This is a genomic window from Pseudohalioglobus lutimaris (assembly GCF_002866825.1).
GTDB classification, from domain to species: domain Bacteria; phylum Pseudomonadota; class Gammaproteobacteria; order Pseudomonadales; family Halieaceae; genus Halioglobus; species Halioglobus lutimaris.
The window spans coordinates 35,588-56,623 of the sequence record NZ_PKUS01000008.1; the positions used below are offsets into that span (position 1 = coordinate 35,588).

The window sequence follows — 21,036 nt, forward strand, 5'->3', positions numbered from 1 at the left end:
CTGACCATTATGGCACAGCTCAGGACTCCCTTGGCCACAGCAGTGCCAGTCCCAGCGCAGCCAGCAACCAGCTGGAGAGCGGTGCTTGCGCCAGTTGTTGCCATGCGCCGGGAAAGGCTCCAACGGCTGCAGCACCGCAGGCCAGTGCGGCCACGAACAGTCGCCTGCGCCGGCGTGTGTCGTCGCGCACCTGGTCCTGGAGAGTTTGCACCCGCTGTTGTTGCAGAGTGAAGCGATGCTCCAACTCCCTGGCCTGTTGCAGGTTGTCCATGAACACGTCGGGTAGTTGCGGCAGCTGTTCAAGCCAGGAGGGAGCATGGCGCTGCAGTCTCTTGAGCATGGACTGGGGTGAGTAGCGTTCCGCCACCCACTCTTCGAGGAAGGGCTGCGCGGTATCCCAGAGATTCAGGTCAGGGTAAAGCTGGCGGCCCAGGCCTTCTATGTTGAGCAAAGTCTTCTGCAGTAGCACCAGCGAAGGCTGCACCTCCATATCAAAACGGCGAGCGGTGCGGAACAGGTAAACCAGCAGCTGTCCAAAGGATATCTCACTGATCGGTCTTTCAAATATCGGCTCGCAGACCGCGCGCAGGGCAGACTCAAAATCCTGCACCCGTGTGTCCGGCGGCACCCAGCCACATTCCACGTGTAATTGTGCGACCTCGTGATAGTCGCGGCGAAAGATACCCAGCAGATTGCGCGCCAGATAGTACTGATCAGATTCCGAAAGTGCGCCGATGATGGCGCAATCCACAGCGATATAGCTGGGGTTTGCCGGGTCAGTAGCATCGATAAAGATATTACCGGGGTGCATGTCGGCGTGGAAAAAGCTGTCACGTAGAACCTGGGTAAAGAAGATTTCCACTCCTCGCTCAGCCAGCACCTTGAGGTCCACGTTCTTTGCCCGCAAGGTCTCCATGTCGGTTACCGCGATGCCGTTGATACGCTCCATGGTGAAGACGTTGCGACGCGTGTAATCCCAGTAAACCTGAGGGACGTAGACGAGGTTGCTGCCCTCAAAGTTACGCCGCAGCTGTGAGGCGTTGGCTGCTTCACGACCCAGGTCCAGCTCATCGAGAATAATAAGTTTGTAGTCGCTGACCACTTCAACCGGGCGCAGGCGGCGGCCATCGGGCAGGTAGCGCGCTACCAGCCTTGCCAGGGTAAACATGAGGGAAAGGTCCTGGCGAATAATCGGTTCGATATCCGGTCGCACCACCTTGACTACCACGTCCTCACCGCTGTGCAGTGTGGCGGCATGAACCTGGGCGACGGAAGCGGAAGCCATCGGGGCGGTTGAAAACATCGCGTATAGCTCTGATACCGGCTTGCCAAGGGCTTCTTCGATGATCGCTATCGATTGCTCTTCAGGAAAGGGAGGAACGTTGTCCTGAAGTTTGGCGAGTTCATCGGCGATATCTTCTGGCATCAGGTCGCGACGCGTGGAGAGCATCTGTCCGAATTTGATAAATACCGGGCCCAGCTCTTCCAGCGCCTTGCGAATGCGGGCTCCGCGGGGCATGTCCGGGACACTGCCTAACCGCCAGGGCGAGACTTTAAGTGCCAGGCGTGCCACTCCGGGCAGCTTTTCTGTGTCCACCAGCTCGTCGAGCCGGTAGCGGCCGACGGTGCGGAATATTGTAATCAGGCGCAGTGCACGTGACATATCAGTCCTTATCTGCCTTTTCGTGCAGTCGCTTGCGCAGTCTTGCTGTGCGCAACTCAATACGCTCGACCTGCATTTGCAGTTCATGAACTTCGCGGTAAAAGTCCTCCAGTTCCAGCCTGGGGGGAGTCAGCCGCGCCTCTTCATGGATAAACTCCTCAAGCTGACGAGCAAGTCCTGCGGAGGCCTGCCGGCCCCAGCTGAAAGCACCTTTCAGCAGCGTGGCCAGTTGGTGTCCTGCAACGTCACCCAGCGCATCGACCAGGGGTGCCTCCCAGTCCACGTCCAGGTGGGCGAGGGTGCGTTGCAGTTCGATCAGTGGTGCGCTGTCACCATGCAGTTCCAGGTTGCCATTGATCAGTGCTGCCGCGGGGTCATTGGCGGTGGCTAGTTCGGCAAAGTCTGAGGCCTGGCCACGGATCGAAGTGGTTACCGGGCCATCGTAGATGCCCATGAGGCGAATACTGCCACTACCCGGTTGCAGGAATACATCCAGCTGCGGTGCAGTGCAATGCAGGGCGAAAACACAGTCTTCCAGTTCAGCCAGTGCCGCCCTGCCTGCCGGCGCCAGTTCCAGCGCGCGATTCATCGCCGCCTCAGCTGCGGCCAGGCCCGCCGTGTGCAGCGTAGGATTGATATCACCAGCCATGTTCAGGCCTTTACGCCCCGATGCAGGGCGACGATGCCACCGGTCATGTTGTGGTATTCGACGCGGTTGAAGCCAGCGTCCTCCATCATTTCTTTCAGCGTGTCCTGATCGGGGTGCATGCGGATCGATTCGGCGAGATACTGGTAGCTCTCCGCATCATTGGCAACCAGTTTTCCCATCAGGGGAAGCAGGCGAAAAGAGTAGGCGTCGTACGCTTTACTCAGTACCTCATTCTCCGGTTTCGAGAATTCCAGCACCAGCAGTCGCCCGCCTGGCTTGAGCACCCGCAACATGGAGCGCAGGGCCGTTTCTTTCTCAGTAACGTTGCGCAGGCCGAAGGCAATGGTGATGCAATCAAAGCTGTCGTCCGGGAACGGCAGGAACTGTGCATCTGCCTGAACAAATTCGATATTACCCTGGTAGCCGGTATCCAGCAGCTTGTCGCGGCCAACTTCCAGCATGGACTGATTGATATCGGCCAATACCACGCGACCTTCCGTACCGACGATGCGCGAGAACTTCGCCGCCAGGTCCCCGGTGCCTCCGGCGATGTCCAGCACCGAATTGCCCTTACGAACGCCCGATAGCTCTATGGTAAATCGCTTCCATATGCGGTGGATGCCCGCGGACATCAGGTCGTTCATCAGGTCGTAGCGAGCCGCCACGGAGTGGAAGACATCCGCGACCATGTCAGCCTTGGAGTCTTTGTCTACCTCTTTGTAACCGAAGTGTGTGGTTTTTTTTTCGCTCATGAGCCCTCCTGCAAGCGGGCCATTGTACCCCGATGTGCGCTTCGGGTCAGTGTAGACCTGACGCTAATCAGAGCTCCAGTTTTACCACTTGCACAGAGGGGTCGCGACTGGCCCCGGCGGCTTGCATACGATCAAGGTAGGTCTGCCAGAGCTCAGCCTGCCGGGTGCAGAGCTGGTGCAGATAGTCCCAGGAGTAAAGCCCGGTATCGTGGCCGTCATCAAAAACCAGTTGCAGGGCATAGTTTCCTACCGGGCGAATAGCGGTGATGGCCACGTCAAGTTTACCGCTCTGCAGTACCTCCTGTCCGGGCCCATGACCCTTCACCTCCGCTGAGGGCGAGTGCACACGTAGAAATTCGCAGCTGAGCCTGTAGTTGGCGCCGTCAGGATAGCTGAGCTCCAGCTCCCGGGAGCGGCTGTGGAGCTGGATGCCGGAGGGGCGCAGTTGCTGATCCACCTGGTTGATCCTCAGAGTATGAAGCGAGACAGGTCTTCGTCGGCGCTGAGCGCCTCCAACTGGCTGTTCACATAGGCGGCATCCACCTGTAAGGCATTGTCAGACACCCCTGCATCCGCGGCGCTGAAGGACGCATCCTCCAGCAGCCTTTCCATTACCGTGTGCAGGCGCCGGGCGCCAATGTTCTCTGTTTTCTCGTTTACCTGCCAGGCCATTTCGGCAATCCTGCGCAAACCGTCTGCAGTGAAGGACACACTCAACCCCTCAGTTTTCAGCAATGCCTGGTACTGCTCGGTTAATGAAGCGTTGGGCTCGGTGAGGATGCGTTCAAAGTCCTCGGCCGTCAACGAGCTCAGCTCCACGCGGATAGGCAGGCGACCCTGTAGTTCGGGAATCAGGTCCGACGGCCTGGCCAGGTGGAATGCGCCGGAGGCAATAAACAGGATGTGGTCGGTCTTGATCATGCCGTGTTTGGTGCTTACGGTTGACCCCTCGATCAGCGGCAGCAGGTCACGTTGTACGCCCTCTCGGGAGACATCTGCGCCCGCGCCTTCACTGCGTTTGGCAACTTTATCCAGCTCGTCGATAAAGACAATACCGTTTTGCTCAGCCGCTTCCACCGCTTGTTGCTTGAGCTCGTCCTCGTTGACCATTTTTGCGGCCTCCTCATCACATAGCGCAACGAAGGCGGCTTTGATGGGCAGCTTTTGCGTCTTGCGCTGACCGCGGGACATACTGGAAAACATGCTTTGTAACTGGTTGGTCATCTCTTCCATGCCCGGAGGCGCCATGATTTCCATGCCCATGGCGGGTGCACTGATCTCCAGCTCGATTTCCTTGTCGTCAAGTTCTCCCTCCCGCAGTTTCTTGCGCAGCAGCTGACGCGTGGTCTCGCCGGTAGTTCCGTCGGCGTCCCGGGCCGGCGGTAACAAGACATCAAGAATACGCTCTTCCGCAGCCTCCTCGGCACGAAATCGAACGCGGGTCATTTCCTGCTCGCGCAGCATCTTGATCGATACGTCAACCAGGTCGCGAATAATGGATTCCACGTCGCGTCCCACGTAGCCCACTTCAGTGAATTTGGTGGCCTCGACTTTAACGAAAGGCGCCTTTGCCAGTTTCGCGAGGCGCCTTGCGATCTCTGTCTTACCGACGCCGGTGGGCCCGATCATGAGGATATTCTTGGGAGTGATTTCCGCCCGCAGCTCCTCGTCTACCTGCATGCGTCGCCAGCGATTGCGCAGGGCGATGGCAACCGCGCGCTTGGCCTCGTCCTGGCCGATGATATGTTGATCGAGTTCCGAGACAATTTCCCGGGGAGTCATGTTGGACATGGTTACAGCCTAGAAAGTGAGTTCTTCGATGGTTTGGTTGTGGTTGGTGTAGATACAGATGTCGCCGGCGATGGACAGCCCCTTCTCGACAACGGTTCTGGCATCCAGCTCAGTGTTGTCCAGCAGCGCGCGTGCGGCCGACTGGGCAAAGGGGCCGCCGGAACCAATGGCAATGAGGTTGTCCTCGGGTTCAATGACGTCACCGTTGCCGGTGATGATTAACGAGGTTTCTTTGTCCGCCACGGCCAGCAGGGCTTCCAGCTGCCGCAGGGCGCGCTCCGTGCGCCATGCCTTGGCCAGTTCTACAGCGGCACGCACCAGGTGGCCCTGGTGTTTGTCCAGCTGCGCTTCAAATAATTCAAACAGGGTGAAAGCGTCAGCGGTACCGCCTGCAAACCCGGCGATCACCTTGTCTTTGTGTAATCGGCGTACCTTGCGTGCGTTGCCCTTCATCACCGTATTGCCCATGGATACCTGGCCGTCGCCACCGATAACCACGCTGTTGCCCCGGCGGACCGAGAGAATGGTGGTGCCTCTATACTGTTCCACGCGGAGTCTCCTTATGCAGTTTGCTGGATATGGGGGTTAATGTGGTTGTTTCAAGGTCCCCCAGCCCGGTTGTTCTGTCGTGGACCGCCGGCCCGGTGGCGGTCTAATCCCTCGCGAAAACCGGTAGCGTGCCGTCCATGTCAGGCTCGGCGTCGGCCATCCATGGCCTCCGACGTCCCGGGAACGGTGCCTGAACCCTCCCGGCCGGTTTCGTCAGAACTGAAACAGGTTAAAAAGGGTTACTCTTGCCCCGTCAGCGTGGATATTAGCCAAAAGCTAAGGTCAACCACTGCGCTTAAGCAGTAACGTGTCAATATTCTGCGCCGCGGTGAGGCTGCGCGCTTTGGACATCTTCGAACGGGACTCGAACGGCCCCAGGTACACGCGAAACCAGCGCCCATTCTCGCCCTGCGCTTCCTCGACGCTCGGTTCCAGCCCCAGCAGCAGCAGTTCCGCCCTGCGGCGGTCAGCGTCTTCCCGCTGGCGGAACGACCCTGCCTGCAGCAGGTAGTAGGCCTCAGGCTCAGCCGGAGCAGCGTTTCGACTGGGTTGCTCTGCAGGCTCGTCTACCTCGATCTCCTGTTCCGGTAGCATTGTGTAGAAGTCGAAGCGAGGCTTTGGGGGTGTTTCTGGTTCAGCTTTAGCCTGTCCGTTCCCGGTACCCGGCTCGAGCACCGCGCCACCGGGCAGGGTGCCCAGATAGAGCAGGAAGCTGAGGAAAACCCCGCTGGTCAGGCCAGCGAAGTACCAGCGCCAGACACTGCGTCCGTTGCCGGTGTTGTTTTTGCCACGCGCAGCCGGTTTTTTGCGCGCCGGTGTTTTCCTGCCACCTGTACCGCTTTCTTTGGCGTAATCTCGACTCATTGGCTGCAGGCCTACATCGACTCGGGGGCGGATACGCCGAGCAGGTCCAGCCCATTGGCAATGACCTGGCGCACCGCTTCAGAGAGCGCCAGGCGGGCATCGCGCAGGGCCTTGTCATCGACCAAAGTCTTGTGCGCGTTATACCAGGCGTGAAAGTCCGCAGCGAGGTCCTTCAGGTAGTTGGCTACAAGGTGCGGCTCCGAGTTTGCGGCGGCGCTGGCCACTACTTCCGGGTAGCGGTCCAATCGTCGAAGCAGGGCCTTTTCATGCTCCTCCTGCAACTGCTCCAGGTTCTCGATACCTCTTTCAGCGTTCCAGCTTTCGCCTTGTTCAGCCAGTTTGCGCTGTATCGAGCACACCCGGGCGTGAGCGTATTGAATGTAGTAGACAGGATTGTCGTTGCTCTGCGACATCGCCAGGTCGATATCGAAGGTTAGCTGTGAACTGGGGCCGCGTGCTACCAGGAAGTAACGGGTAGCATCGCGGCCTACCTCGTCAATCAGGTCGCGCAGGGTGACATAGCTGCCCGCACGCTTGGATATTTTCACTTCTTCACCATCGCGCATCACCGTGACCATCTGGTGCAATACATAGTCCGGCCAGCCCTCTGGAATACCCTTTTGTAGCGCCTGTAGTCCAGCGCGCACACGGGTGACGGTGCTGTGGTGGTCAGCGCCCTGTTCATTGATGACGCGCTGGAAACCACGTTCCCACTTGTTCAGGTGGTAGGCAACGTCTGGCAGGAAATAGGTGTAGCCGCCTTCGGACTTGCGCATCACCCGGTCCTTGTCATCGCCAAATTCCGTGGTGCGCAGCCATAGCGCTCCGTCCTGCTCGTAGGTGTGGCCATTGGCAATCAGTTGCTCTACGGTCTCTTCTACCGCGCCGCTCTGGTAAAGCGAGGACTCGAGGAAATAGAGGTCGAAGTGCACCGCGAACGCCTTCAGGTCAAGATCCTGTTCGCGACGCAGGTAGGCCACGGCGAAGTCGCGGATGGCGTCGGTGTTGTTTGCATCACCTGCGCCAGTCACGTGCCGATCCTGCGCGTCGATGGTTTCGCCAGCGAGGTAGGCCCTGGCGACATCGTGAATATAGTCGCCGCGGTAGCCATCTTCAGGCCATTCCGGGCTGTCCGGGGTCAGGCCCTGGCAGCGTGCCTGTACCGAGCGCGCCAGATTATCGATCTGCGCGCCGGCGTCGTTGTAGTAGAACTCGCTTGCCACGTCCCAGCCTGTTGCCGCGAGCAAGCGGCAGAGACTGTCGCCCACCGCCGCCCCGCGGCCATGCCCCACATGCAGTGGGCCGGTGGGATTGGCAGACACGAACTCTACCTGTACACGTTGTCCTTTACCCACATCGCTGCGCCCGAAGCCCGCACCCTGCTGGAGAATGCTGCGCACGACAGCCTGGCTGCTGCTGTCGGAGAGAAAGAAGTTAATAAATCCGGGGCCGGCGATTTCCGTGCGCGTAACGACTGGGGAGGCGGGCAGGGCTTCACAAATCTGCGCTGCCAACTCGCGCGGGGGTCGGCCTGCGGCCTTGGCCAATGACAGCGCTACATTGCTGGCCAGGTCGCCGTGGTTCTTGTCGCGGGTGCGGTCGATCTGGATTTTTGGCGCTACATCTGCGGGCAACTGGCCCTGTGCAACCAGCGCGGCCAGCGCCTGCTCTACCAGCAGGGTGATTTGTTCCTTCATTGAGGGAGGGGTACCTGTCTCTGTTGGGGCCCCGGCGTCCCCGGGTCACAAGCGCGGTATTATCGCCGGAACACGCGCCATTGGCCAGTTCAGAACATGTCCTGGGGGTCCACGTCCAGCGACCAGTTCAATCCCCGGCTGGCAGGCTGGGCCTGGGCCAGGTGCACAAGGGTTCGCGCCGCCAGCCGTGACAGCCGGCGATCGGCAGTGTGGACCAGTAGCTGGCTGCGGAAGCGTCCTGCACGACGCTGCATGGGGGCCGGTAGTGGGCCGATCATATCAATCCCCGCAGGCAGCTGACTCTGGGCGGAGGCTCGCAAGTCGACCAGGAACTGCTCTCCATGGTCCGCGTCGGCACAGTCTGTGCGGGCGATCAGTAACTGACCGGCCGGAGGCAGGGACGCCAGGCGCCGTCTTTCCAGCATGGCCAGTGCCTGTTGATGGTAAGGCTGGCTTAGCATCGCCTGGAGAACGGAGTGATCCGGGTGGTGGGTCTGCAATAGAACGCGGCCCCGGTGTTTCGCGCGTCCCGCGCGCCCCGACACCTGGGTCAGTAACTGGCTTGCCCGTTCCTCGCCGCGAAAATCGGTGCTGAACAGCATTGCATCCATATCGATTACGCCCACCAGCGAAACAGCGGGAAAATGATGCCCTTTGGTCAGCATCTGCGTGCCCAGCAGAATACATGGCTCGCCCCGATTGATCTGTTCCACCAGGGTATGCATGGACTCCCGGCCCTGCATGGAGTCGCTGTCCACACGGTAGAGCGGCCATTGGCCCAGATGTTGTCGCAGCCAGTCCTCAGTCTGTTCGGTTCCCAGTCCCAGTGAAACCAACTGTTTGCTCTGGCACTGTGGACAGCTGTGCAGCAGTGGCCCTGCGGTGCCACAGTGGTGGCACCGCAGGCGGCGCTGACGGCGATGCAGAGTGAGGCGCGCATCGCAGTCCTTGCACTCTGCAATCCAGCCACAGTCGTGGCACTGCAGAGTGGGCGCGTAGCCGCGCCGGTTGAGAAATAACAATACCTGCTGGCTGCTCTGCAGGCACCGCTCCATAGCCTGCAACAGGGCTGGGGAGAGGCCGGCTTGCAACGGTGCCTTCCTGACATCGATGGCTTCTATAGTCGGCAGCTGGCTGTGCCCGGCACGTTGCAGCATACGATGATGAGCGTATCGGCCTTGCAGGGCGTTGTGCAGGCTCTCCAGAGAGGGCGTGGCAGATCCCAGGATCACCGGGCAGTTTTCAAGCTGACCGCGCTTTACCGCCACGTCCCGTGCAGAGTAGCGGAAGCCATCCTGTTGCTTGAAGGACTGATCATGCTCTTCGTCCACCACAATCAGGCCGGGTCTGGCCATTGGGGTGAAGACAGCGGAGCGCGTGCCGATGACAATGTGGGCGCTGCCGCTACGCGCGGCTTCCCATGCACTGTAGCGCTGCGCGTCACTCAAACCGGAGTGCAATACCGCGATCTCTGCCTGAAAACGCTTGCTGAACCGTGCCAGGGTTTGCGGGGTGAGGCCGATTTCAGGAATCAATAACAGGGCCTGCTGGTTGGCGGCGAGACAATCAGCGATCAGCTGCAGGTAGACCTCGGTTTTGCCGCTACCGGTGACCCCTTCTATCAGGTGGCAGTGGAAGTTCGTTCCGGCACTGCGTATTGATGTCAATATCTCGGCCTGCTCGGCACTGGGCTGAAGTGCTGCCCCTGTTTTAGCTGCTGTTGTGGCGAGGCGGACATCGCAGCGCTCCGCCAGGCCCTTGTCGGCGAGTGCCTTGAGCACAGCGGGACTGATGCCCGCCTCTTTAAGTTCGCGCAGGGTGACCTGGGGTTGCTCCTGTAGTATGCCCAGTGCCAGCGCCTGCTTTGGGGAGCGTGCCAGTGCCCCGGCGGGTAGCCCCTTGCCGCGGGTGCTCAGTTGCCAGCCGGGTTCGCTGTTGTAGCGGTGAGGCTGGCCCTGGCGCAATGTTTTGGGGAAAGCGGCCTGATAGACCTCGCCGGGGGGGTGCTGATAGTAGTCCGCGGCCCAGGTGCATAAGCCCAGCAGCGGGGTCGAGAGCAGTGATTGCGAATCCAGGAGGGCGTCAGCTGCCTTCAGCGAAGATGCGTCGAGGTCGCTCTCTGTGCTCTGCCCAACCAGGTATGCGGTGACCTCCCGCCGGCCGAAAGGGACACGCAAGCGAGCGCCGGGCTGCAGCTTCGTCAGGTCACAGTCCAAAGGAGGCAGGTAATCAAACAGAGTGCGCAGGGGTGTGGGAATGGCCAGTTTCAGTACAGGCATAGCGCCTCTTGGGCTTGGCAGCGTGGAAAAACGTGAGTGTAGCAACCAATGACACCGGGCAGCCACGAGGAATGCCGTGAATCCGGCCGCAGTGAGGCAAACCTGCGACTTTCATCCCTTGCCAATCCCGCTGTGTCTGGTAAGATGCGCGCCTATTTTTTCTCTGGACCGTGTCCGGCGCTTGGATCCCCTGGGGGTAGAAAGGCGGCGGGAGGCCGACTCCAGTAATGAGATGCGGTACCCGGCGAAGGATCGGGTGGCGGCATCGGACAACGAGGAGCACTACCATGCAAACAGAAATTCATCCCAAGTACGAAGCGGTTACCGCCACTTGCAGTTGCGGCAACAAAATCGAGACGCGCTCTACCCTGTGTAAGGATATTCATATCGATGTGTGCTCTCAGTGCCATCCCTTTTTCACCGGTAAGCAGAAGATTGTCGATTCTGGCGGCCGTGTAGATCGCTTCAACAAGCGTTTCGGTAATCGCGGCAGCAAGCGCTAGAACACATCGTGCTGCGCATCGACGCAGTCTCATCAAGGCGCCAGTTCCATTTCGGACTGGCGCTTTTTTTATGCCTGGGTATCACCGCCTGCTCGCGAGATGGGCAAACTCAACCCCCTCAGGTGGGGCCGGGGTGCCTGGCTGACACCGGGAATCTGGAGCGGCGCCGGGTTGAGCGGGTGGTGGATGGAGATACCCTGCACCTGGTCGGGGGTGACCGGGTGCGCCTCGTTGGCGTCAACACGCCGGAGATCGGGCGCGATGGCCGTGCCGACGAACCCCTGGCTCGCGATGCGCAAAGAGCACTCGCGGAGATGCTCAGTAGTGCGCAGGAGGTGTGGCTGCAAGACGGCAAACAGCGCAGTGATCGCTACGGTCGCCGTCTCGCCCATGCCTTCGATGGAGATGGAGTCAGCATTTCCGGCCGGTTGATCGCTCGTGGCCTGGGCTTCCATGTGGTGATTGCCCCCAATGACCGCTACGCATCCTGTCTGCAAGCCGAGGAAGCGCATGCCCGCAGTGGTCGCAGTGGTGTCTGGAATGAATCCGCGTTCGCTGCCACACCCGTGGTCGCCCTGCAGCCTGGGCAGGGTGGCTTTACCCGGGTCAGCGATCGCGTGACGCGGGTATCGTTCAAGCAGAATGGTTGGTGGGTGCAACTCGGAGGCAAAGTGGGGGTGCAGATCGACGGCGATGCCCGCTCCCGGTTCTCACGCGCGCAGCTTCGCTCATTGCAGGGCCGTGAAGTTGAAGTTCGGGGCTGGCTGATCCCGATGAAGGGTGATTGGTGGATGATGAGCCTGGATCACCCCAGCATGTTGCATGTTGTGGGCGATTCAGTAAATTAGTCAACTTGTCCCGGTAGTGGCTTTTCTATATCCTCGGGAACCTTTTTCCCGCTGGGGCGATTTCATGAACAAGGATCTTGTGCAAGCCGCACTTGCATACCATGCCGAACCGACGCCCGGAAAGATCAGCGTTGAGCTGACCACACCCGCAGAGACGCAACTGGACCTGGCCCTGGCCTACAGCCCCGGCGTTGCCGAGCCCTGTCGGAAAATCGCCGAGAATCCTGATGATGCCTACCTCTACACGGGTAAGGGCAATTTGGTGGCGGTTATCAGTAACGGCACTGCGGTGCTGGGCCTTGGCAATCTCGGGTCACTGGCAAGCAAGCCAGTAATGGAGGGCAAAGCTCTGCTGTTCAAGCGCTTTGCCGGCATCAACTCTATTGATATAGAAGTTGACACAGAGGACGCCGAAGAGTTTATCGAGACCGTTGACCGCATTGCCGATACTTTTGGCGGCATTAATCTGGAAGATATAAAGGCGCCTGAGTGTTTCGAAATTGAATCCGCACTGATCGAGCGCTGCTCCATCCCCGTGTTTCACGACGACCAGCACGGTACTGCCATCGTGACTGCTGCTGGCCTCGTTAACGCACTGGAGATTCAGGGCAAGCGGCTTGAGGATGCTGTGATTACCTGCCTGGGCGCGGGCGCCGCTGCAATCGCCTGCATGCGTCTTCTGGTCAGTATTGGTGCCAGGCGCGAAAATATCTATATGCTGGATCGCCGGGGTGTGATTTACGCCGGTCGAGAAGGGGTGAATGCCTACAAGCAGGAGTTCGCCAACCGCACCGACAAGCGCAGTCTTTCTGATGCGATTGCTGGTGCAGACGTCTTCATCGGGCTTTCCGGGGCTGATTTGCTCAGTACCGAAATGCTCAACTCAATGGCGCAGCGGCCCGTGGTCTTCGCCTGTTCCAATCCCGATCCGGAGATCAAGCCGGAATTGGCCCTGCAAACCCGCGATGACCTTATTATTGCGACCGGCCGCTCCGACTATCCCAACCAGGTCAACAATGTACTGGGCTTTCCTTTTATCTTCCGCGGCGCGCTGGATGTGCGCGCGAGCTGCATCAATGAAGAGATGAAAGTGGCCGCCGTTCATGCGCTTTGCGAGTTGGCCAGGGAGCCGGTCACCCAGGAAGTGCTGGACGCCTGTGGCGAGCAGTCATTGGAGTTTGGCCCAGAGTATATTATCCCCAAGCCTGTTGACGGGCGCCTGCTTAGCTGGCTGGCGCCAGCGGTAGCCAGGGCGGCGGTGGACAGTGGGGTAGCACGGATACCGCTTCCTGACGATTACGCACCGGTTCTGTAGCTCAATCAGAAGATATCCCTGACCAGGTTCTCGGTGCCCTGGGTCGCGCTACCCGGCGCCAGACCTTCTGGGTTCCTCGGTGGTACATGCTCTGTGCGAAAGTACTCAAAAATGGCGTTGCTCTGGCTTGAGTCGGCCAGGGCGCCGGTCTCCGGGTCGATGCGCACATTGACGACTCCAGGAGGGATGGGGCGCTGTCGATCAGGACTGTCCTTTAGCGCCTCGCGCATGTAGTTAATCCAGATCGGCAGTGCCGCGGTACCGCCGAATTCCCTTCTCCCAAGCGGCGTATAATTATCGAAGCCTACCCAGGTTGTAGTGACCAGGTCGCTATTGTAACCGGAGAACCAGGCGTCCATCGGGCCATTAGTCGTGCCGGTCTTGCCCGCGAGGTCAGTGCGTTCCAGTACCAGTGCCCGACGCCCCGTACCGCGGGTAATCACGTCCTGGAGAATACTGTTAAGAATAAAGTTCGTGCGTTCCTCCATTACTCTTGGGGCGGCCCTGGTCATGTCGGCCCGGTCGTTATCTGCGGCCAGTATCTCTTCCATGCTCATCTCGCCACTTTCTTCGGCAGTGCTGCTGTTTTGGCATTCCCTGCACACGGTCAGCGGTTCGCTCTGGTAAATGACCTCCCCGCCGATGCTCTCTACGCGGTCGATCAGATAGGGTTTCACCTGGTAGCCGCCATTTGCGATCATGGCATAGCCAGTGGCGACCTCCAGTGGCGTCATGGCATGTGTGCCCAGAGCCAGGGAGAGATCGGGTGTGAAGTCTGAGGTGTCAAACCCGTAGCGCTCGACTGCCGCAATCAGGTTGCGCACCCCCAACTGCTGCAGCAGTCGTATAGAAACCAGATTGCGGGACTTGGTCAGCGCCCATCGCAACCGGGTAGGGCCATGAAAAACACCCCCATCGTTTTCCGGGCGCCATATGTCTTCCAGTGAGCTGTCTTCCATGACAACGGGCGCATCGTTGATGATGGACGCGGCAGTAAAGCCTGCCTCCAGCGCGGCGCCATAGAGGAAGGGCTTGAAGTTGGACCCCGGCTGCCGCTGGGCCTGTGTCGCTCTATTGAATTTACTGAGTTCAAAGCCCATGCCACCTACAATACTGACGATAGCTCCATCGTCGGCCCGCAGTGAGACCAGGGCCGCCTGGGCAGCGGGTACCTGCGCCAGTTGCCAGCTATCCTCCGCGTTTCTGGTCAGGCGGACGAGATCCCCCGGATCGAATAAATCTCCGGGTACCTGCGGCGGTTGGGCTGTTCTGTTCTCGGAGACATAGGCTCGCGCAGTCGAGATACCGTTTTCCCAGAGCAGTTCACCGCTGCTGCCCTCGGCGAACAACAGGCTGACCCGGTCTTCAAGGACTTCGGTTACCACTGCGGGCGTCTGGTCGGCAATCTGCGGGATTCGAATCAGCTTCTGCAGCCAGTATTGAGAGGGTTCCGCGGCGTAATTCCCGGGCAATGGCCAGCGTTGTTCCGGGCCCCGGTAACCGTGTCGCCCGTCATAAGTGACTAGCCCCTCGATCACCGCCTCCCTTGCGACCTGCTGCAATGGGCGGCTGATAGTGGTGTAGACGTGATAACCATCGTTGTAGGCTGACATCCCGTAACGATCGAGCATCTCCTGTCGCGCCATTTCCGCAGCGTAGTGTGCAGAGAAAGAAATCTGTGCCCCGTGTAGTTCTGCCGTCACGGGCGCGGCGATAGCGGTTTGGTATTCGGAGGGTGCGATATAGCCCAGTTCCAGCATGCGGCCCAGAATCCAGTTGCGGCGATCACTACCCTGCTCCGGGCCGCTCACCGGATTATTGCGCGAGGGTGCCTTGGGTATTCCTGCCAGCATCGCGTGCTGGGCGAGGGTGAGATCGCCAATGCTCTTGCCATAGTAGACTCGGGAGGCGGCTTCGAAGCCATAAGCGCGATGCCCGAGGAACACCCTGTTGAAGTAGAGTTCAAAGATTTCCTGCTTGTCGAGGGCGCGTTCGATCTCGATGGCCAGCAGGATCTCGTTGAACTTGCGCATGAAGGTTTTTTCCAGGGACAGAAAATAATTGCGCGCAACCTGCATGGTCAGGGTGCTGCCACCTGATCCTTTTTCCCCGGTAATAAGTAACTCGGATACCGCCCGACCCAGTCCCATCACGTCGATGCCCCGATGTTCGAAAAAGCTGTCGTCCTCGGCGGCCAGTAGGGCCTCCACGAACTGCTGGGGAATTTGTGGGTAGGTCAAGGGGCTGCGTTTCTGTTCGCCAAACTGCCCGATCAGATCACCCTCGCGGGTATACACCCGCATAGGTGTTTGCAGCCTGACATCGCGCAACGTCTCCACGTCTGGCAGGTTGGGACTGAGGTACAGGTAGGTACCGGCGGCCAGCCAGACCCCGCCTAGAAGACCAAGGATTGATGTGCGTATAAGAAAGTAGAGAAAGCTCATTTAATATCTTTACAAAACAGTTGCTTGTATTAATGTAGGTAACAGGGGCGGGCATGTGAGTGGTAATTATATGCCTTTTTTAAGTTTGGATATATTTCCGACTGTGTTATACCTTTTGATTAATGTATCGGTGCATAAAAATATCCTAAGTTAGTGATACTGATAGGGAAAAAAGTTGCTTGGTCTAATAGGGAAAAGAAAGGCGACACCGGTTCTGGGGATTGATATCAGCTCAACTACAGTCAAGTTGCTGGAGCTGAGCTACTCTGGGGATCGCTACCGCGTTGAAAGTTACGCGGTGAGTTCGCTGCCGCAGGACGCGGTTATCGAGAAGAACGTCAACGATGTGGATGGTGTTGCCAACGCCATTCGCAGTGCAGTGGCGCAATCACGAAGTAAACTGAAAACAGCCTCTGTCGCTGTGGCCGGGTCGTCGGTTATCACCAAGATGATCGATATGCCCAGTGGTCTCAGCGATGACGATATGGAGATGCAGCTTACCCTCGAGGCGGATCAGTACATTCCCTATCCCCTGGAAGAAGTGGCGATCGACTTTGAAGTCCAGGGCGAATCCCCGGAAGCCCCCGGACAAGTTGAGGTATTGCTTGCCGCGTGCCGACGGGAAACCATCGATGCACGTGTGGAAGCCATTGAGGGCGCGGAGCTGACAGCAAAGATCATGGATGTTGAAGCCTATGCGATGGAGCGCGCCTTTTCCCTGATCAATCATCAGTTGGAGCTGGATGCCGATGCCACGGTTGCCGTGGTCGATATCGGTGCCACCATGACCACGCTCAGCGTGCTCAATAACGGCCAAACCATCTACACCCGAGAACAGTTGTTTGGCGGTAAGCAACTCACCGATGAAATAATGCGCCGGTATGGTTTGCCGCTGGAGGAAGCCGGCCTCGCCAAGAAACAGGGCGGCCTGCCCGACGATTACGAGCCCGAGGTACTGGAGCCGTTCAAGGATGCTGTTGTGCAGCAGGTGGCGCGCTCGCTGCAGTTCTTCTTCTCCTCGAGTCAATTCAACGACGTGGACTGCATCATTCTCGCCGGCGGGGTGGCTTCCATGGAGGGTCTCCCGGAGCTGGTGCAGGAGAAACTGGGCACCCCTGCCTCCGTGGCCAATCCCTTCGCCAATATGTCGATTTCATCCAGGGTGAATGCGGTGGCACTTTCCAGTGACGCACCGGCCCTGATGATTGCTTGTGGCCTGGCCCTACGGAGTTTCGACTGATGGCGCAGATCAATTTACTACCGTGGAGAGAGGAGCGTCGCCAGGAGCTGAAGAAGGAGTTCCTGATTACGCTGGCGCTGGTTGCCCTGCTGGGCGGGGGTCTGGTGTTGTTTGCAGATCGAGTGGTGAATGGCCAGATTGACCATCAGCGCGCCCGCAATAATTACCTGACGCAGAATATTCGCGAGCTGGACAAGAAAGTTGCCGAGATTCGTGATTTGCAAAAGCGCCGTCAACAGCTGATCGAGCGTATGCGAGTGATTCAGGAACTGCAGGGTAATCGCCCTGTTATCGTGCGCATTATGGATCAGCTTGTGCGCACCATTCCCGATGGGGTTTTCTACACCGGGCTCTCGACGAAAGCCGGAAGCATTTCGATCAATGGCATCGCAGAGTCCAATAACCGCGTATCTAGCCTCATGCGCCGACTGGACGGCTCTGACTGGCTGGCGTCGCCCAATTTGGACAAGGTGAGAGCCGCGCCGACCTACGGTGACCAGGCAACAACATTCAACCTGACGGTGGCGCTGGAGCTGCCCAAGCAGGAAGCAGAGCAGGGAGGGCAATAAAAGATGGCTTTTGAAGATACCATTCGCTCCCTGAAAGAGTTTGATGTCAACGACCTGGACTTTGAAAATGTCGGGTCGTGGCCTTTTCCCATCAAGTTGCTCATCTGGGTGGTGATCCTGGTGGGTGCGCTGGCGGCGGGCTATTACTACCACATTGAAGACCTGCAACTGACACTGGATGGCGAACGCAAACAAGAAGAGAAGCTAAAGAAAGAGTTTGAGGATAAAGCCTTCCAGGCGGCCAACCTGGATGCCTACCGGCAACAGATGCAGGATATGGAAGAATCTTTTGGTGCCCTGGTCAGCCAGTTACCCAGTGATACAGAAGTTCCGGGCCTGCTTGAGGATATTACCAACAAGGGCTTACTCAACGGCTTGAATATAGGCACCATCGACCTGCTGCCCGAGCAGGCGAAGGAGTTCTATATCGAGTTGCCTATCGGCATTGTCGCTACCGGGTCCTACCACGACCTGGGTGCATTTATCAGCGGGATGGCGGCATTGCCGCGTATTGTGACCCTTCACGATTTCAAGATATCCGCGCCAGCGGGAGACGCCAACAAACTGCAGATGAGCATCACTGCGAAGACCTACCGCTACCGGGATGACGAGCTATGAGGATGAAGCGTATGACCCGTATCTCATTGCTTCTGGCTGCCTCCCTGGCCATCGTCGCCTGCAGTGCCAAGGATTTTACTGACCTGGATGCGTTTATGGCCGAGAAGCTGGCACGCCCGGGCGGCATCATCCCGCCAATACCGACGTTCAAGGCATACGAGGCCTTTGCCTATAGCGCCACCACCTTGCGCAGCCCGTTCGAGCGCCCGATAGAAGTGCGACAGATAGCCCAGTTACAGGCAGTCAGCGCCATCAAGCCAGACGAAAATCGCGCCAAGGAATTTCTTGAGCAGTTTACCTTTGATTCACTGAGTATGGTGGGGACCCTGGAGCGTAACGGGACCAACTGGACCTTGATTCGTGACCCGCAGGGCGGCGTGCACAGGGTGACCGCAGGGAACTATCTCGGCCGCTCTCACGGCAAAATAGTGGAGACAGCTGAAACTTACGTCGCGGTCGTGGAGATCGTCAGCGACGGCAGCGAGGACGGCTGGGTAGAACGTCCGCGCACAATAAAATTATCCGGCATATAAGCCGAGGCCATGGGTGATTGCCATGACATTTAAAAAACAACTTCTGGGGACAAAGGCCGTGGGGAAAGGAACGTTAGATCTGGGGAAATGGATGCGCCCTGTGACCGGGCTGGTGGTGAGTCTGTGGGCCTTCGCGGCCCAGGCTGCACCAACGATTACCGATATCGAGTTCAGCTCGCGTCCAGGCAGCAAATTTGAAGTGCGCCTGGATTTCAACGAGACGCCGCCCGATCTGAAAGCCTATACCATTGAGAAGCCCGCGCGCATAGCTGTAGATTTCCCCGGTACGTCCAGCAGTCTGGAGCGTAAGCGCTATCCCTTGTCTTATGGCAATGCGACCGGCGTGGTAGTACTTGAGTCCGGTGATCGCACGCGGATGATTGTGAACCTGGTCAAACTAGTGCCCTACGAAACCCGTGTGGATGGCAACAGCCTGTTTCTCGTTGTGGGTCAGGACGGCGGCGACTACGCCAAGGTCACGACCGATCCCAACCGCCTGCGCACCCAGGTCGAGCCCGTCGCGGATGTGGCGTCAGAGGTCAGCGATCTGCAGTTCCAGCGCAGTGGTGATGGTGAAGGTAGGCTGACGCTCGAGCTCTCCAATCCTGCGGTAGACGTGAATGTGTTCAGCGAGGCCGGAGATATCAAGGTGCAATTCCTCGATACTACTGTGCCGGAGCGGTTGATGCGACGCTACGATGTCACCGACTTCGCCACGCCGGTAGACAGTATTTCTGTAAACACGACACAGCGCGGCGCCACCCTGACGCTGAAAACGACTGGCGATTTTGATTACCTGGCCTACCAGACCAACAACCAATACATTCTCAGCGTGAAGCCACTCAGCGCCAAGGAAGTGGAAGAGCGACGCAACGAATTCACGTATGTGGGTGATCGTATCTCGCTTAACTTCCAGGACATCGAGGTCAGGGCAGTGCTGCAGCTGATTGCTGACTTTACTGAGCTCAACCTGGTTGCCAGCGACACGGTCGCCGGCCGCATTACCCTGCGACTGCAGAATGTTCCCTGGGATCAGGCCCTGGAACTGGTTCTGAAAACCAAGGGTTTGGACAAGCGGCAGATCGGCAACGTGCTGATGGTTGCCCCCGCGGCGGAAATCGCTGAACGCGAGCGTCAGGAAATTGAGGCTAACAAACAGATCGCTGAGCTGGCTCCCCTGCGCTCCGAGTTCGTGCGGATTCGCTATGCCAGCGCGGCCCAGGTGGTAAACCTGTTCAAGGCCGGCTCAGAAGAGGGCGGCAGCCTGATCTCGGAACGTGGTTCGGTAGTCGTCGACGCCCGCACCAACTCGCTGGTCATCACCGACACTGCGGTAAAGCTGGCGGAGATTCGTGAACTGATCGAGCGTGTCGATATTCCCGTGCGTCAGGTGATGATTGAGTCGCGCATTGTGATTGCCCAGTCTGACCTCACCCACAACCTGGGTATCGAATGGGGTGGTGGCTACATTGATGACGTCAATGGCAACCTCCTGTCTGTGTCCGGCGATGCGGCGAACGTGATAGGTATTAATAACTCACTGGTCAATGGTGAGACACCGTCAGTCAGTTATCCCGGTGCCCTGCTGGTGGATCTGGGCGTGGCGAGCACCAGCGGCTTTGCCCTGGGCTTTACCAGCGATGACCTGTTCCTGACCGCGGAGCTTTCCGCGCTGGAAGCTGCCGGACAGGGTGAAGTCGTTTCCCAGCCCAAGGTGATTACCGGCGACAAACAGCAGGCGACTATCAAGTCGGGTACCGAGATCCCCTATCAGGAAGCGTCTGCCTCTGGTGCGACCTCTACCTCCTTCAAGGAGGCAGTGCTTGAGCTTGATGTAACACCCAATATTACCCCTGATGACCGTGTCATGCTGGACCTGAACGTCAAGCAGGATTCCGTTGGTGACCTGGTGCCCAGTGGTCAGGGCGGGTTCATTCCCTCTATCGATACCACTGAACTGCAAACTCAGGTTCTGGTTGGCAACGGTGAAACAGTGGTGTTGGGCGGTGTGTTCAAGACCGAGGATATCGAGACGGTGAACAAAGTGCCTTTCTTCGGCGATATCCCCTACGTGGGCGCTTTCTTCCGCAGCGAGACACGGAGTAATACCAAGACCGAGACGCTGATTTTCATTACCCCGCGCATTCTGGCAGATACGCTGCTCGACTGATGCCATCATTGCAACGCGTTTTTCTTGTCGGTCCCATGGGGGCCGGCAAGACGACCATTGGGAAGTACCTGGCAGACCACCTGAAACTGCAGTTTGCTGATACCGACAGCGAAATCGAAGTCCGCACCGGTGCTGACATACCCTGGATATTTGATGTTGAAGGCGAGGAAGGCTTTCGCGACAGGGAGCAGCAGGTCGTCGAAGAAATGACCCTGTGGGACAACACCGTGCTCGCCACCGGCGGCGGTGTGGTGCTGCGACCCGAGAATCGCAACGCGCTGGGGGGGCGCGGCTATGTGATTTACCTATACGCCAGTGTCGACGAGCAGGTGAGGCGGACTCGGCGCGATCGCAAACGACCACTGCTCCAAAATGGTGACCCTGAAGAGACCTTGCGTTCCCTGATGCAGGAGCGTGACCCGCTCTATCGTGAGATAGCCGACCATATTATTGAAACCGATGGTTGTAGTCCCAGAACAGTCGCCCAGCGACTGGTAAGGGAACTCACCGCTTAAAGACACGGCCCGCCCCGGGCAGTATTATGTGTCCTTT

At 58.5% G+C, this 21,036-nt stretch carries 19 protein-coding genes; 9 read left to right on the plus strand and 10 right to left on the minus strand.

Features of this window, described 5'->3' with window-relative positions:
* Positions 1–19: 19 nt before the first annotated feature.
* The 9 genes from ubiB to C0039_RS08545 form a co-directional block, all read right to left on the minus strand.
* On the minus strand, positions 20–1,663 hold the full coding sequence (gene ubiB, locus C0039_RS08505; RefSeq protein ID WP_101517842.1) for a ubiquinone biosynthesis regulatory protein kinase UbiB: 1,644 nt from the start codon (positions 1,661–1,663) through the stop codon (positions 20–22).
* Between the two features lies 1 nt (position 1,664).
* Positions 1,665–2,312, minus strand: coding sequence for a ubiquinone biosynthesis accessory factor UbiJ (locus C0039_RS08510; protein WP_101517843.1), 648 nt, complete (start codon positions 2,310–2,312; stop codon positions 1,665–1,667).
* 2 nt (positions 2,313–2,314) lie between these two features.
* Entirely contained in the window at positions 2,315–3,064 is a 750-nt protein-coding gene (ubiE, locus tag C0039_RS08515) for a bifunctional demethylmenaquinone methyltransferase/2-methoxy-6-polyprenyl-1,4-benzoquinol methylase UbiE (protein ID WP_075999882.1), read from the minus strand.
* A gap of 67 nt (positions 3,065–3,131) precedes the next feature.
* Positions 3,132–3,521, minus strand: coding sequence for a gamma-butyrobetaine hydroxylase family protein (locus C0039_RS08520; protein WP_243391583.1), 390 nt, complete (start codon positions 3,519–3,521; stop codon positions 3,132–3,134).
* 11 nt (positions 3,522–3,532) lie between these two features.
* Positions 3,533–4,855 (minus strand): ATP-dependent protease ATPase subunit HslU, encoded by a 1,323-nt coding sequence (gene hslU, locus C0039_RS08525; RefSeq protein WP_101517844.1) that lies wholly within the window; start codon positions 4,853–4,855, stop codon positions 3,533–3,535.
* 9 nt (positions 4,856–4,864) lie between these two features.
* Positions 4,865–5,404, minus strand: coding sequence for an ATP-dependent protease subunit HslV (gene hslV, locus C0039_RS08530; RefSeq protein ID WP_075999885.1), 540 nt, complete (start codon positions 5,402–5,404; stop codon positions 4,865–4,867).
* Between the two features lie 282 nt (positions 5,405–5,686).
* A complete protein-coding gene (locus tag C0039_RS08535; protein ID WP_101517845.1) occupies positions 5,687–6,268 on the minus strand; it encodes an SPOR domain-containing protein in 582 nt (193 codons plus the stop codon).
* An 11-nt stretch (positions 6,269–6,279) separates the two neighbouring features.
* The gene (gene argS, locus C0039_RS08540) at positions 6,280–7,965 is read right to left on the minus strand and encodes an arginine--tRNA ligase (RefSeq protein ID WP_101517846.1); all 1,686 of its coding nucleotides are present in this window, start codon (positions 7,963–7,965) and stop codon (positions 6,280–6,282) included.
* Between the two features lie 89 nt (positions 7,966–8,054).
* Positions 8,055–10,244 carry a primosomal protein N' gene (locus C0039_RS08545; protein WP_101517847.1) on the minus strand — a complete coding sequence of 730 codons (2,190 nt, stop codon included), beginning with the start codon at positions 10,242–10,244 and terminating at the stop codon, positions 8,055–8,057.
* Between the two features lie 287 nt (positions 10,245–10,531).
* On the opposite strand from C0039_RS08545, the gene rpmE reads away from it, so the two are divergent.
* The 3 genes from rpmE to C0039_RS08560 all read left to right on the plus strand — a co-directional run bounded on the left by rpmE (position 10,532) and on the right by C0039_RS08560 (position 12,910).
* The gene (gene rpmE / locus C0039_RS08550; protein WP_075999887.1) at positions 10,532–10,747 is read left to right on the plus strand and encodes a 50S ribosomal protein L31; all 216 of its coding nucleotides are present in this window, start codon (positions 10,532–10,534) and stop codon (positions 10,745–10,747) included.
* 8 nt (positions 10,748–10,755) lie between these two features.
* Entirely contained in the window at positions 10,756–11,595 is an 840-nt protein-coding gene (locus tag C0039_RS08555) for a thermonuclease family protein (RefSeq protein ID WP_075999888.1), read from the plus strand.
* A 64-nt stretch (positions 11,596–11,659) separates the two neighbouring features.
* The gene (locus C0039_RS08560; protein ID WP_101517848.1) at positions 11,660–12,910 is read left to right on the plus strand and encodes a malic enzyme-like NAD(P)-binding protein; all 1,251 of its coding nucleotides are present in this window, start codon (positions 11,660–11,662) and stop codon (positions 12,908–12,910) included.
* A gap of 5 nt (positions 12,911–12,915) precedes the next feature.
* On the opposite strand, the gene C0039_RS08565 is transcribed toward C0039_RS08560, so the two are convergent.
* Entirely contained in the window at positions 12,916–15,354 is a 2,439-nt protein-coding gene (locus C0039_RS08565; protein ID WP_101517849.1) for a penicillin-binding protein 1A, read from the minus strand.
* A 175-nt stretch (positions 15,355–15,529) separates the two neighbouring features.
* Here C0039_RS08565 and C0039_RS08570 point away from each other — a divergent pair, with 175 nt between their 5' ends.
* The 6 genes from C0039_RS08570 to aroK all read left to right on the plus strand — a co-directional run bounded on the left by C0039_RS08570 (position 15,530) and on the right by aroK (position 20,999).
* On the plus strand, positions 15,530–16,594 hold the full coding sequence (locus C0039_RS08570) for a pilus assembly protein PilM (protein ID WP_075999891.1): 1,065 nt from the start codon (positions 15,530–15,532) through the stop codon (positions 16,592–16,594).
* Positions 16,594–17,163 carry a PilN domain-containing protein gene (locus tag C0039_RS08575; RefSeq protein WP_101517850.1) on the plus strand — a complete coding sequence of 190 codons (570 nt, stop codon included), beginning with the start codon at positions 16,594–16,596 and terminating at the stop codon, positions 17,161–17,163. Before C0039_RS08570 ends, C0039_RS08575 begins: the two co-directional genes overlap by 1 nt.
* Before the next feature lie 3 nt (positions 17,164–17,166).
* Positions 17,167–17,781: a type IV pilus inner membrane component PilO gene (locus C0039_RS08580; RefSeq protein ID WP_101517851.1), complete on the plus strand. Its 615-nt coding sequence runs from the start codon at positions 17,167–17,169 to the stop codon at positions 17,779–17,781.
* A gap of 11 nt (positions 17,782–17,792) precedes the next feature.
* Complete coding sequence (locus C0039_RS08585) at positions 17,793–18,314, plus strand: pilus assembly protein PilP (protein ID WP_423810683.1); 522 nt, start codon at positions 17,793–17,795, stop codon at positions 18,312–18,314.
* A 91-nt stretch (positions 18,315–18,405) separates the two neighbouring features.
* Positions 18,406–20,484, plus strand: a complete 2,079-nt coding sequence (locus tag C0039_RS08590; protein WP_101517853.1) for a type IV pilus secretin PilQ — start codon at positions 18,406–18,408, stop codon at positions 20,482–20,484.
* On the plus strand, positions 20,484–20,999 hold the full coding sequence (gene aroK, locus C0039_RS08595) for a shikimate kinase AroK (protein WP_084179487.1): 516 nt from the start codon (positions 20,484–20,486) through the stop codon (positions 20,997–20,999). The genes C0039_RS08590 and aroK overlap by 1 nt, the downstream gene beginning before the upstream one ends.
* Positions 21,000–21,036 lie beyond the last annotated feature (37 nt).